The organism is Agarilytica rhodophyticola, assembly GCF_002157225.2.
Classification (GTDB): domain Bacteria; phylum Pseudomonadota; class Gammaproteobacteria; order Pseudomonadales; family Cellvibrionaceae; genus Agarilytica; species Agarilytica rhodophyticola.
Genome location: NZ_CP020038.1, coordinates 1,278,660 through 1,291,819 on the forward strand (window position 1 = coordinate 1,278,660; position 13,160 = coordinate 1,291,819).

Annotated in this window: 16 protein-coding genes, 1 tRNA gene and 1 pseudogene; 3 read left to right on the forward strand and 15 right to left on the reverse strand. The window is 42.4% G+C overall.

Annotated elements, in window-relative coordinates; all coding sequences use genetic code 11:
- Window positions 1–25: 25 nt before the first annotated feature.
- Both csrA and BVC89_RS05395 read left to right on the forward strand, forming a co-directional pair.
- Entirely contained in the window at window positions 26–259 is a 234-nt protein-coding gene (gene csrA, locus BVC89_RS05390) for a carbon storage regulator CsrA (protein ID WP_086930203.1), read from the forward strand.
- Between the two features lie 149 nt (window positions 260–408).
- Window positions 409–498: transfer RNA gene (locus BVC89_RS05395), tRNA-Ser, on the forward strand.
- A gap of 1,063 nt (window positions 499–1,561) precedes the next feature.
- Here the strand turns inward: BVC89_RS05395 and BVC89_RS30695 are convergent.
- From BVC89_RS30695 to BVC89_RS05465, 15 genes and pseudogenes are all read right to left on the reverse strand, one after another.
- Window positions 1,562–2,020, reverse strand: a pseudogene (locus BVC89_RS30695) (recombinase family protein); the annotation flags it as partial.
- Between the two features lie 35 nt (window positions 2,021–2,055).
- Complete coding sequence (locus BVC89_RS05405) at window positions 2,056–2,238, reverse strand: hypothetical protein (RefSeq protein WP_086930204.1); 183 nt, start codon at window positions 2,236–2,238, stop codon at window positions 2,056–2,058.
- Window positions 2,239–2,285: 47 nt separating this feature from the next.
- Entirely contained in the window at window positions 2,286–2,615 is a 330-nt protein-coding gene (locus BVC89_RS05410; RefSeq protein ID WP_103654237.1) for a hypothetical protein, read from the reverse strand.
- 226 nt (window positions 2,616–2,841) lie between these two features.
- Entirely contained in the window at window positions 2,842–3,738 is an 897-nt protein-coding gene (locus BVC89_RS05415) for a DNA cytosine methyltransferase (protein WP_086930205.1), read from the reverse strand.
- A gap of 119 nt (window positions 3,739–3,857) precedes the next feature.
- Window positions 3,858–5,135: a relaxase/mobilization nuclease domain-containing protein gene (locus BVC89_RS05420; RefSeq protein WP_086930206.1), complete on the reverse strand. Its 1,278-nt coding sequence runs from the start codon at window positions 5,133–5,135 to the stop codon at window positions 3,858–3,860.
- Between the two features lie 27 nt (window positions 5,136–5,162).
- Entirely contained in the window at window positions 5,163–5,516 is a 354-nt protein-coding gene (locus BVC89_RS05425) for a hypothetical protein (RefSeq protein WP_086930207.1), read from the reverse strand.
- 190 nt (window positions 5,517–5,706) lie between these two features.
- Window positions 5,707–6,069, reverse strand: coding sequence for a hypothetical protein (locus tag BVC89_RS05430; protein WP_086930208.1), 363 nt, complete (start codon window positions 6,067–6,069; stop codon window positions 5,707–5,709).
- A gap of 132 nt (window positions 6,070–6,201) precedes the next feature.
- Window positions 6,202–6,876: a hypothetical protein gene (locus BVC89_RS05435; RefSeq protein WP_086930209.1), complete on the reverse strand. Its 675-nt coding sequence runs from the start codon at window positions 6,874–6,876 to the stop codon at window positions 6,202–6,204.
- Window positions 6,873–8,534, reverse strand: coding sequence for a type IV secretory system conjugative DNA transfer family protein (locus tag BVC89_RS05440; RefSeq protein ID WP_086930210.1), 1,662 nt, complete (start codon window positions 8,532–8,534; stop codon window positions 6,873–6,875). Before BVC89_RS05440 ends, BVC89_RS05435 begins: the two co-directional genes overlap by 4 nt.
- Window positions 8,535–8,743: 209 nt before the next feature.
- The gene (locus BVC89_RS29560) at window positions 8,744–8,914 is read right to left on the reverse strand and encodes a hypothetical protein (protein ID WP_158657794.1); all 171 of its coding nucleotides are present in this window, start codon (window positions 8,912–8,914) and stop codon (window positions 8,744–8,746) included.
- Between the two features lie 6 nt (window positions 8,915–8,920).
- On the reverse strand, window positions 8,921–9,106 hold the full coding sequence (locus tag BVC89_RS05445; RefSeq protein WP_086930211.1) for a hypothetical protein: 186 nt from the start codon (window positions 9,104–9,106) through the stop codon (window positions 8,921–8,923).
- 4 nt (window positions 9,107–9,110) lie between these two features.
- The gene (locus BVC89_RS05450) at window positions 9,111–9,407 is read right to left on the reverse strand and encodes a hypothetical protein (protein WP_086930212.1); all 297 of its coding nucleotides are present in this window, start codon (window positions 9,405–9,407) and stop codon (window positions 9,111–9,113) included.
- On the reverse strand, window positions 9,404–10,726 hold the full coding sequence (locus tag BVC89_RS05455; protein WP_158657795.1) for a hypothetical protein: 1,323 nt from the start codon (window positions 10,724–10,726) through the stop codon (window positions 9,404–9,406). Before BVC89_RS05455 ends, BVC89_RS05450 begins: the two co-directional genes overlap by 4 nt.
- A complete protein-coding gene (locus tag BVC89_RS05460) occupies window positions 10,671–11,654 on the reverse strand; it encodes a hypothetical protein (protein ID WP_086930214.1) in 984 nt (327 codons plus the stop codon). The genes BVC89_RS05455 and BVC89_RS05460 overlap by 56 nt, the downstream gene beginning before the upstream one ends.
- 141 nt (window positions 11,655–11,795) lie before the next feature.
- Window positions 11,796–12,251, reverse strand: a complete 456-nt coding sequence (locus BVC89_RS05465; RefSeq protein WP_086930215.1) for a hypothetical protein — start codon at window positions 12,249–12,251, stop codon at window positions 11,796–11,798.
- Window positions 12,252–12,544: 293 nt separating this feature from the next.
- Here BVC89_RS05465 and BVC89_RS05470 point away from each other — a divergent pair, with 293 nt between their 5' ends.
- A complete protein-coding gene (locus tag BVC89_RS05470) occupies window positions 12,545–13,057 on the forward strand; it encodes a hypothetical protein (protein ID WP_086930216.1) in 513 nt (170 codons plus the stop codon).
- Window positions 13,058–13,160 lie beyond the last annotated feature (103 nt).

Sequence of the window (13,160 nt, forward strand, 5' to 3'; positions counted from 1 at the left end):
AGGATGACGTAAGGAGAATACAACAATGCTTATTTTAACCCGCCGTATAGGTGAAACTTTGATGGTTGGTGATGATGTCACCGTAACTGTTTTAGGTGTAAAGGGTAATCAAGTTCGAATTGGTGTTAACGCGCCAAAAGAAATTGCAGTCCATCGTGAAGAAATCTACCAAAGAATTCAACGCGAAAAACAAGAACAACAGCACCAACATCAGCAACAACAGCACGAAGAAGAAGAAGAGCAGCAAGGTAATAGCTGATCTGGCAAATATCAATAAAAACTCAAAATCATCAACAAGAGTGTTTGACTTTGTGCTTTTTATTGATATCATGCCGCCCCTAAATTGAGTCAAAGACATAAATACACAGAGCAACTAAATCGTGTAATTATTGAGTTGACACCTACTTCGGAGAGATGGCCGAGTGGCCGAAGGCGCTCCCCTGCTAAGGGAGTATACTGTGAAAGGTATCGAGGGTTCGAATCCCTCTCTCTCCGCCATTTCGGAATCCCCCTTCTTCAATCCCTCTAGAAGCCTGAAAGGGCGTGCGATAGCGGCGGTTCGAAACCCTGTTTTTCGGTCATATATAAGGTGCTGAGGAAAAGCCAGTTTTAACACGGCTCTTTTGCCTAGGTATTGCCCTCTATCCCAGAGCCTGTAAGGGTTTGAAAGAAATTCTTTGGCGGTTCGAAAATTTTTGTCAAAGCTGGCGCTTTCTTTTCCAAGATTGCTTAGTTTTTCCTCTATAACCACCTTGTCTAATTCAATATCTTGAATGCGTTTCTCATAGGCTGCTATGACCGATTCAATATCCGTCTTGATCAATTTATCAATGATCTTTTCCTTTTCACGATCAAGCTGTTTGATGTGTTTTTGCAGGTCTTGCTTACGACGGTTCTTATCTTTTGTTTCGTTGTCCCATAGAGATTTAAACATTTTTGTCGCGGTTTTCATTAAGCTTTTGGCTGGCGTGAGTTGCTTTAACAAGGTTTCAAATTGGCTTTCCATTTTCTCACGCAAAATAGATTTGCCGTAGCTCACACAGCCCTTTGTGCGGCACAGATAATAAGGATACTTCTTGTTGCGTCCACTGCTCCAGTTAGCGGTCAGAGGGTTGTTACAATCTGTGCAGCACACCGCACCCCTTAAAACAAAATCTTGATTTAAGTCTTTGCGTGTTGGCGCAACAGTCTTACCGTTCAAACGATTTTGTATTTTCTGATAGGTGGTCATAGTGATCAATCCTTCGTGATGCCCTTCACGCAGCCCAATTCCTCGACATTTTAATTCGACCATTCCGGCATAGACCGATTTCGTCAAAAGCTTCTTGACTAAATCTCGATGTACTTGTCGCCCCTTATTGCGTGTGCGCGGAAACTCAGGACAAGTTTCTAAAAAACGTGCAACCTCACTTTGTGTTTGAAAACGACCACAGGCAAAGCCCTCTAATGCTTCTTGTATATAAGACGCGATCGGCTCATCACGAATTAAAATGCGAGGCTTCTTTTTATCCATCTGCATTTTATAGCCTAAAGGTGCGGCTAACCCCCAATAGCCTGCTTCAAATCGCGCACTGACTTTTTGTTGGACTTGCCGTGCATTTTGTTTACGCTCAAGCTGACCACCTGCTGCAATAACCGTTTCGTAAAACTCGCCTTCTGGTGAAGCTTCAAAGGTGAAGTTAAGACATTCCACCCGCACCTTCAATGCGTCCAATGTCTCACGCAAGATAAGATAATATTTGGTATCACGAGCAAGACGCTTTAAATCATCGAAGATAACAACATAAGAGGTATTGGGGTGACATTTAATATGCTCCAACATTGCTACCATTCCTTTGCGATCCATAAAATTTCCGCTACCTGTGACATCATCAGGAAAGACCGCTTCAATCTCATAGCCTTGTTGTTCCGCATGAATACGGCAACGTTTTTCTTGTGAGGTCAAGCCCGACCCCTCATGAAGTTGTCGCCTTGTACTCACCCGGCAATAAATAAGCACTTTTTGCCGCATATGCTTCATAGACAATATCCTTTCTGTATTACGAATTGAAGCTTTCAGGATTGATCAGAATTTTCTAAAAGATCAGGGGAAAACATATTGGTAGAATCTATACCATGCTCTATTTGAACAAACATTCTCATCATCTCCCACAGCGTGAGTAAGAGTTCGTCTTCCTCTTCTTTGGTTAAATTGAACTCGGCTATATCACCGCGATAATCATCAAGATTACAATTCATCTATTGCCTCATCAGTTTAGAGTTAAGGGGGTTAGCTGATATGCTTGTTATAAAAAAAAGTGCGGCGAATATTGGGAAACGGAGAGAATTAATTGTGTAATTTTGATGACTTGATTAGTCCTATAAAAATAGGCATAACCATAAGCGGTGGTGGTTGCCGTCTTTTTTGTGAAACTCAATCTTAAGCGGATGCGTAAGAATTTTTCGGGTTTCCAGAAAATCCTTTCTGGAATAACAGCAGAAAGGAGGTGATGGCATGGCAGCAGACTTGTTGCTTTTGTTGGAGTTTCTTTATCATATGATAAAAGCACTCCAATTATTAATCGAAGTGCTTTTATAGCATAGTAGATTATATGTCTTAACTCAGCGGCAATCATCACCGCTTTTTCTTATTATATGGCCTAAAGATTAAGGATTTGTCAATAAAATTCCTTCCACGTATACCCTTAATTTAATAGTACATTAAAGGCTTAAATTAAAGTCCTGCTTAATTGAGCGTTTTCGTGTACGCTGTAAGTGTTGTTTTATTTCTTTGGGTCTCTCTTGTTCAAACATGGTTGTTACAGCGTGTTCTTTTTTTAAGTACGTCCTTGCTAATTTAACTTACTCTTGAGCCAATATATAGGCGCTTATAAATTCTGCTGCGACTTCCGGTACGATTGCATCCCCCGCCGCATGGATAAGACCCATTCGCTCGGTATCCCCATGAGCCAACAGGGGAATGCTGGGTTCAATTGCCCTTGGTTTGTTATCGGGGCAATTGATCCATTCCGTTGCTTGCCAGAAATCGTTACTGCGTGGCTGTCCAAATTGTTGCTTGAGTAGTGAGGATTGAATACTGGTTTTTTTTCTCCAATTTTGTAATCCCGTATTTTTGTTGTTACCCATAGAGCAGCCGTTTCCAAATTCATGCCTCGCCGCTGACCGCTCTTCCTTCTTCGAATAGTCGAGCCATTTTCTACTAAGTCTAGCTTTGTTGCGCCCCTGCCACCCGTATTCGGTGTCGGCCACAAACCATAATCGGTCTCGTTTGTGGGGTGCACCGACACTGCAAGCTGGCAATACAACCGACCCGACGGCGTAGCCTTGCGTTTCCAACCCTTGATAAACATCGTCAAGCCACCCTTTGGTAATTGCGTTTGCAACTTGTTCTCCAAAGACTGTTGCAGGGCGACACTCTTTAATGAGGCGTTCCCATTCAGGCCATAAGTGTCTATCGTCTTCCTGAGCTTTTTGTCGACCTGCTGTACTAAATGGCTGGCATGGGCAAGAGCCTGTCCAAACGGGTAAATTATTTTTCCATCCTGCGAGGTTAAGGGCGTAATCCCACAACCCAATGCCTGCGAAGAAGTGACACCGGTCATAACCGTGCAAATCTTTTGCTTCAACATCTTTGATTGATCTATCATCTATGTCTCCTTTTGAAATATGCCCGTCGCACATAAGAGCGTTAAGCATTGAACATTTTTTCTTGTTACATTCATTGTAATAAACACGCATTAAATCCCCTTAGTATTGATCTGATGAATTTGAAAAATTCACTGGGGATTATCGAAAGAAACGAAATAACATTTGGGAAATAGACAAAGGCAAATCAATTAAGTACCTATTGATTACATCTATAAACTCAAATTGAAATCTCGCTTAATTGAGCGTTGTTTTGTACGTTGTAAGTGTTGTTCTATTTCTTTGGGGCGCTCTTGTTCAAACATGGTTGTTACAGCATGTTCTCTTTCTTGGTGTATATCTGCACGCTGTTTATCTATCTGCTGTTGTAACTCTTGTCGTTCTTGTAGTTGGCTATAAATGAGATGATCCCTTTCTTGTTGGTCGCGTAACAGGGCTTGGTACGCTTCATATTGATTGCGTTGTTCAATGCGATTTTTACGGCCTATGATTTTATCCCAAAATCCCCTCAAGCCTTTATTAAAGCGCTGCTGGCGCTCTTCTTGTTCGGCCTGTTGTCGGCGCTGCTGTTTTTCTTTTAAATGATGCCGCGCTTGTTTATGGGCGCGTTGCATTGCCTGTCGTTGCTGTCTTAAATCTTTAAATTTAGGAACATAACGTTTTTCCACTTCTTTAAGGAAATGATTAAGTTTTTTAATTTTCTCTTGATCAAAGGCCGCTTTCACTTCATCTACACTTGGCAGTGTGTCGGTTGGGTCAAGCTGGCTTTTTAAGTCTTTGGCTTTCATGCCAAGCTGTCGTGAGAGCGAATGTACTTCCCCTTGCCAATTCACTACCACATAGCCGCGCTTATCGCCTCTAGCAAGTTTGAGGCCGTGCTGCTCAATATTGTGCTCAAATATTTTTTGATTTTTTGAATGCAGCCAATGCTTTTGTAGAATCTGTTTAATCAGGCGTGGATCGCTTTTACTGCGCTTGGCTTGCTGCCATTCAGTGAGGGTAAAGTTCAATGGATTTCTAAGAGATTTATCAATCAGACCATGTGGTAATGTCCAGCCCTTGGAAAGGTAAATTTCTTTGGTGAGTTCTGTCAGACGGTTTTTAAAAAACGGAAGATGAATCGCCCGCATATGCTCGGCATCAATCCGTGACCACACCACATGCGCGTGACGGCGGCCTTGCTTTTCATGAAAGACAAAGGCGTAGGGTTGATCTTGTAAGCCTAATTTTTTGGCGGTGGCCTTTGCTGCTTCTTCAAACTCTTGTGTTGACACATTCTGATTAGCAGGGGGATTAAAACTACAATGAAATAACGGTTGTTTACAGCGCGTCCCTGCGGCAGTGGCTTCTATTTCCATGAGGGCATCACGAAGCGTATCCGCGCTCATCTGTTCCAGCTTGTGAAGCGTCACATGCTCATTATCCTGTGTGTTTGAGAGATGCCGTGCTAATTCCCCGGCATTGCCACGCTGTGATGCTTTAATAATCATGGTGCTTTTATTCTTATATTTTGTTTTTTATATTTTTTTACTTGCCATGGTGATCAGAATTTGGCGTATCTTTTTAATATCGACCGTGGCTTCAAGAATGGCGGTCTCCGTCTGATCAGAGAATGACACCGTGCCGCAATGAATGGCATGAGCGATTTGATTCATATTGCTATGTTGGCGGGTCTTACCCAATAAGGCTAAGATACGGGCGGCATCTTCCCGACCTAAATTGATCTCTTTCCTTTTGGTGTGAAAAAGTTGCCTACGGGCATAGGCACTTACATCCCGTCCTTGAGTTTGTTTCACGAGTTGATGATACTGTGTTTCATTGATCCAAAAAGTGAGCTTATAAAACGCTTGTTTCTCTTTCTTTGTGGTCACATCTGAACCCTCTTATACGAATGGTAGTCAAGAGGATTAATCTACAGGTATGTGTGACAATAAATGGGAAATGGAAGAGAAATAGAAAAAAGATAAAAGCCGATAATTGATAATAAAATACGTATAAAAAAAGGCAGACACTGGATATTGTCTGCCTTTTGAGTGGTATTGCGTCATACGCGACTACAGATTAAAAGCCTTGCTGAGGTTGCGGGTGATGCTGTTGTCTTTGCTTTGGTTCTTCATGCACTTGTTGCGCGTTTTTATGTTGGCGGTTTTGTGAATATTCCACCGCTTGTGCTTTTAGTTCAGGATGTTTTTCCTCAATCGCTTTTTGCTGCTGATGCAAGTTGTTAGCAATGCTTTGCACCGTCTGAGACGCGGCACTTATATCTTGCGCTAGCTTTAACGCTTGTGGATTGTCCTTCATCGTTAAGGCAGCAGTCACCGCACTTTGCAGTTGCGTATTGGCCTGATATAGGCGTTTCTTATTGGATAATGTAGAGACATAGTGTTGCTTCTCTGGTGATAGGTTGTCGTAGTCATTAGACATGGCTGTCATTTCCTTTCAGATTTTTAGTTAAGTTCGATGATGTCAGCACTTTGCTTTTCCCATCATCACATCACCAATCTACTAGGAGATGTGCCTTTATTTGGGAAATAGACGTTTTTTTATTTTGTCCCGCTATAGGCTTTGCTGCATGCGCTTTTCTTGGATACGATTAAGTGTTTTGCCAAATATTTTCGCTTTTTCCTGAAACTCAGGATAGGATTTTTCTATCTCTCTTTTTTTATGATGAAGATGCCTGACAGAAGTCAGCATAATCTCTGCGCTCTCGCTAACATCATTCGCTATGTTAAGCATATCAGCACTTCCGCGCATATAGGTCATCATTGTTGAGGCGGAACGTTGTAGCTTCTCAATCCCCTGATAATAGCGTTTTAAATCACTGAGGATGTTAATATAGTCTTTGTATTTTTCTGCGGCTTCCTCCTCTTTTGTCAGTACTTTCTTTTTTCCCTTTGCTTGATCACGATGTAACGGGGGTAATACCGTTCTATCTGTCTGAGCATTGAATATGGCACTATGACGTTGTTTATTGGCGGCGGCCTGTTGGACTTGAGAAAGCGACTTATGATAAAGCTGTTGGGCTTTTTCATTGAGCCGCTCCACACGATTATGTTCACGGGTAAGACGTGTCCTATATTTTGTACGGTCAACCTCTTCCATCCCTTTTGGTTTGAGAACCGGAACAGGTTGTTCTTGTTCCACCATGCTTTTTTCTTGGGCGTGATGAGCCTTACCCCGTGTCTTCTTCTGCTTTGGGGGATAGGCTGCTTTATCGTTAAACTCTTTCACCGTTTACCTTTTAGTCGTTGCCATAGGCTGGGTGTATAAGGTGGATAGCCCTTAGGGTATGACCACATACCGCTGCTATATTGCGGGAGATGGGATAGGCAGTTGGGAACTGGTTCGCTGATAATAGGAACGGTTTTTTTACCCCATAAACCTTTAGGTAACGTCACCTTATCAAAAGGTGGATGATAAGGATTAGGCAAAAACTTATGAGCGACGTTTGGGTTCTTAAAATAAGGGATTTTCTTATATACATAGGGATGTATGCCTAACCCTTGAAACGCCATTAATCCTTTATCGGGGGGCATCCGTATCAGTTCGTCTGGTGTGATAAGGGGACGTTTAACCGCTTCGGGTAAGTCCATTAATTCATGTTCGCGCTGAATCTCAGGTAAGGCGGGAAGTACGTCTCCGCTTTTTAACATGTCATGCATAAGTTTCACTTGTTTAGCGTGCCTCTCAATGGATTTACTTTTAGGGTAATACTCATAGGTGGTTTGCCCTAAATAATCGCTGATCATTTCGGCAGAAAGTTTTGAGGATACGCCTAAAATCAGTTTCGTTTGTGCGTTGGAAAAAATTGTATCAAAACCATCCTTGCCGTAGTGTTGCAAGCCTTGACCGATATTTTGAAAGTAAGCACTCACTCTGGATTTGCTTCCTCTACCGTAGCTAAACATACGCGGCATGGCGTCAAAATTGCCTAATTGCCCGGCCTCATCAAGTAAGAGGTGAATCCTTTGTGTCGGTTTGCGTTGTTGAGCAATAGTAAGAGAGGCGAAAATACAACGAATAACAGGGGCGCAGGCTTCGACTAAATGTGCAGGGATCATTAAAAATAATTTGCTGACTTGTTCTGAGGCACAAAATTCTTGAGGGGTTATTGTTGAGGGACTGGATAGTGCCATTTGTAGCGCCGGACTGCCGAGAATTTGCAGCGCATTAGAAACCGTGGACATGATGCTTTCAAATTCTGCGGGGGCTTGGCTTTGTTTTGTTAAAAGCTCTTCTGCGACTTGTCGAACGGCGTGATAAGGTGAGGCGATCATGGCGGGATAATGCAAGGCTTCGAATGCCTCTGTCCGAATATCGCCGACTACGTGATAGACATCCACCAATGATGCGTGATTATTATTATCTTTAAGTACGACTAAAATAGCTGTAAGTATCTGTACGGCTTTACCATAGAAGTGTTGTGAAGTACCGTCACCGCCTGAGGGTTTGGCGATAAGATTTTGCGCCATTGACATGCACTCTTCATACTTGCTTGCAGAGCCTTGTTCTATGACATCAAGCGGATTAAGTTTAAAATTCGTGGGCGCATACCAAGGTTTGTCCGTAAACAATCCATAGGGATTAAACCCGTAGCATTTAAAAAACGCCTGCATCATCGCACTGATTGCGTAGCTCTCACCTTTCATATCTAAAACCACGGTATGTTCGGGATGTAAAAGCTGGTAGCTTATTAGTGTTGTCTGTTTCCCTGTTCCGGCACTCCCCACCACAAGGATGGGGGTATCTGCATCAAACCCGATTTGCCGTGGTTGGGCTTCATCCGTAAACCCCATTGGCAGGGCGTTATTATTAAGTAACCCCGCTTTTTCCAAATCTTCTGCCTTAGCGAGGTCGGCAGAACCGTAACGTTCATTCGCATTATTCATAGAGTTACCTCTTTGGTTTACGTGGTAGGCTTAGGCGTACTAAAAGCCCCGTAAAAAAATGGGCAAGAAATGTTATGAGCATGACAATGATGCAGCGGGTTAAGGTGACGACCGCAAGAAATACGAGCACCAGCCAAATAAACGACCACATCACATAGCCAAGACTTAATAGTCCGCTGATTTGTGCAATAAAGTAGTCCAATGTCAGATCATGAATCGACTTCTTCAAACAAGTTTGTTAAGCCTTGTTGAAAGACATCGAGCGGGTTAAATGCATAACCGTTAAGATCCGGTGAGGTCATAGCGCTAATAGCATAGCTTTCACCCTTTAAATCCAGCACGGTGGTGTTTTCAGGATGTAGCGGTTGGTAACTAATCAAGGTGACTTATTTTCCTGAGCCAGCACCTCCTATTACAAGGGTGGGTTTATCCTCATCAAACTCGCTTTGCCGTGGTTGGGCTTCATCCGTAAAACCCATTTGCACGGCGTTATTATTAAGTAACCCCGCTTTTTCCAAATCTTCTGCCTTAGCGAGGTCGGCAGAGCCGTAACGTTCATTCGCATTATTCATAGATTTACCTCTTTGGTCTGCGTGGGAGGCTTAGACGTACCAAAAGCCCCGTGAAAAAATGAGCAAAAAATGTTATGAGCATGACAATAGTGCAGCGGGTTAAGGTGACGACTGCAAGAAATACGAGCACCAGCCAAATAAACGACCACATCACATAGCCAAGACTTAATAGTCCGCTGATTTGTGCGATGAAGTAGTCTAATGTCAGCTCATAAATCGGCTTGGTATAAAGCAGGCCAACGATAATCCCTAGAATTTTTCCTAATGCATTACTAAGAACTTTAGGGGGCATTCGGTTCATGATCGACACCCCTTAATGTTAATCACATCACGGAGTAAAAACCGCTGGGAGTAAATGGTTGAGTGGCCTGTCTCAAGTACGCTGAGCATATCCCCGCCTTGATTGCCTTGCCCGGCGGAGAACTGATATTCTTTAGCAATTAAGGCATCACCCACTTCAACCCTGAGCGTCCCTTTGATTTTTTTTGATGCATTGCCACCATAGTGATTAATGCCAATACGTAGATTGCAGATGCTGATAGGGAGTTGATAGGTAATGAGTTCGTAAATACTGACCTGATCATGTTTGCCACTCATAATATCTTTGTGATGGGTGGCATAACGACTCGTTTTATTACCGTAATAAACGGGTATGCTGTCCTCCCTCAGCATCCCGTAAATATCCAGATCAACTTTACCCTCCCAGATAATGCCAAGACGTACCCGCACAGGTTTATAGGCACTAACGACAGGATTAACCGAGGGTGTGCGAGTAAATAAACTGCTGAGCGGTTGTGAGGATGTATCACTACGCAGCTTGTACTTCATGGGGAGCGGCTTAGCGTTATTAAATAACCGCTTTGTTACGACACTTTTATCTGTGCTAAAGGTAACGAGTTTGCCTTGTTGCTTATGCAGGTATAAATGATAGAACCGCTCTACGCCTTGACCGTAATGATAAGGTTTGAGGGTATTGGATAATAAAAAATGAAAACGCTTGCCTTTTAAACGATCACGCACATCATTAATTCCGAACAGACCTTTAAAATAGGATTGCATAAGATTGCTATCCGCCGGATATGTTTGACCTTTGGTGATGGCCTCATCATCGACTTCTGGTAGGTCAAAACTGGCTGAGCCGATTAACACAATGTCTTTGACTTGCGGATAATCTTGGCTAATAACGCTCATTAATTTGGGGATATGTAATGTCCCAGCTGTGTGTTTGGGTGTGGTGCGGCTTTTTGCAAATTGTTTGAGATTGGAAAAGCCTTCTTGGTTTTTAATTAAGATCGTTCTCTTGGCTTGATATTGCTGCTTTTCTGGACGGGTTAAGGTTGCAATGCTGTCACTGTTCCAACCATTAAGCACAATGATGCTGTCTCCCTTGGGTTGTTCGAACAGCCAAGAACGTAATAAGTTAATATCCTTTAGCGCATTGTCTTGAGTTTGGTGCGGTGATATGACAGCCAGTATCGTCTCCGCTTTGACAGGCAGAGATACAACAGCAGAAAAAATAAGTGTGATAGGTAAAGCTTTAAATACATTTAACATGTTATTTTCCTCATTTATGAAGGTCGTTATATTGAGCTTGTGCCACTGCGAGGCGAGCAAGCGCATCGTTGGTAAAAGCCTCTTTTTCAGCTTTAAGTTGGGTGTTTGCATTTTTGGCTTGGGCGGAGGTGTTATTATTAGGCGTGCACATCACCTCTGCTTCGACAAGATCGGCTTCGAGCATACCGTGCTCCGTGTTGTCTCTTTTTTGGGGCGGCTGATAGGTATCTAAAATGCTTGTCACGCGCATGAATAGGCAGGCTGATACCATCACCTCAGTAAAGATTTGTGTGAAGCTAAGCCAATTGCCTGAATTATTACTCTCTAGTGAAAAGTCGAGATCAGGGAGATCACTGGATAAACCGTTATATTCGGCTGAAAACAATGCCATCCAAGCAAATGCAGAGAGTCCAGTAATACCGGTAATGACACGTTTGCACAGAGACTTTTCGGTCTCCCTTTTAAACATAGAAGGCAAGTTTTTAATAGCTGCCGCTGCACCCACAGACAACAAAGCTATAAATTTTGCTTTTGATGGGTCGTCAATAAAAATCGGTAAACCAGTACCCAACAGGTTAGCAAGTACATTACTGTAAGCGGTAAACATAGAAAGTGTTGCAAGACCACCATAAAGCCCAAGTTGAATAAAATCGGAGAGGCTTATTTGACTTAAACCACCGATTAAACCTTTTGCGTTTTCAGGCGGTGCGTCTAATCGCTTAGGTGTTTCGAGCAGAGCGTTAGCTATCGCGTCTCTACGCGCATCAGCAATTTTCTTATTTTTTTCAGCCTGTATCTTTGCCTCTTCCAATGCATTTAAGAACGGGAAGTAACTATCAAATAATACTGGAGCTTGTGCTTTTACTAATGTTATCGCTTCATCTTTGGGTAAGCGTCGGGCTTTTGCAATAAAACGATCCATGTCGTTGTCCAATGCTTGACGTTTGGTGGGGTCGAGTAAGACAGCATCTTGTGCTTGTTTTTTCGTTCTCATCTTTAAAATCCTTTGGTAAATTCATCGATGTTGATCCAAATTGTCAGACACATGACAACGTGTTTTGGGAAATAGAGCTGGTCGAATTTGCACTCTTAAAAAAACCACCCGTACCCAATTCAGGCACGGGTGGGATTAGATTTAATAAATGGTTATCAGCCATTCATAGGAGAAGGGTTTACGGATACCAATAAAGACCGCGAGCAACATAAGTTTGTAGCGATCACGGCGTGGGCGGTGCTGTTTCATAAAACCTCTTAGCCAACGCGCATCATCGCCTAGTGCTTCGGAGACATCAGGGAATTGATGCTTACGAAAACAGCCTTGCTCATCACAGGTGTAAATGTCGCCCGGATAGTCATAAAGCGTGTCACCAATGAAACGGTAAAATTTACGGCTGGAATATGCCAGTTCAAAACGGCTTTCATATTCTAGCTTTGCCTCCGCATATTCCCTATTAATCTCATCTCGCAGTTTTCTTTGAAAAGCGTCATGATCTAAAACCATATGTGACGGTGCGATAATGATGGGGGTATCTTTGCTTTCTCTGTTAACTGCTATTTCGTTTGAATCTTTTCTTAAATCTGTTCTCTTCATTTCGCTTTCGCCTATTAAGTTGGAGAAAGCAGGCACCTGCTTCAGTCGTACGTTTTGTTTCGATCAGCAAGTGGCCTATTTGCTGATACCTGCTGAAATCAGAAGGTAGGGCTATTTTCAAACGAGTCCCCCAAAATTCAAACGGAGCTACGGAGTAATCGCTCCCTGTGCACTCCGAACAGCTTAAAAACTGTGTTTTGGCGCATATTTCATTTTTATTGACATAAAATTGAAATATTGGTACAAAAAAGAAGGAGTACTGGTTTAACAAGGAAAGAAAGTGAATATCGATAGTGAAAAAAGAATTTGAAAAAAATGTAAACTGGAGAGAACTAGCTTTTGAAGAGAAAACACGTTATTTGGTAGAAAGGCACACTTCTCTTTTAAAAGACAAGATCAAAACTATTGTTGGAACATACGACCAAGATTTGAAAGAAGAGCTAGCACAGGCGTTTAAGCTACGAAGCAAAAAAGGAGGTCTATCAGAGGAAGAACGTCACATTCTTGAAAATGTTGATGGCAAAGCCACAATGACTATTAATATGGAAGTACCCGTAGATATTGGATTACTTTTATACGCCCTTCAAGCGGATATAGCTGAAAAACACCCCGATTATACTATCGCAGATTTTTTAAGTGCTAAAGTAACAAGCAAAGCCGAGCTGTTTTATGGTGACCAAGAGAACCCAGAAGAAGGAGCATTGGAAACTGGTGAACTTTTGGTCAAACTAGAAGAAGCCGTATTAAAACAAGCAGCAATAGATTTAGAAGAACCTAAGTATGGTAAGGATATTAGACTTGGATGAGTGTCGCGCCCCAACAGTGATCTAAACGTCAATTTCCCTACTATTTAGATCATATACTTTATATAACAGAAGCTTACCGTTAACCTTTCTATAAATTTCTTGG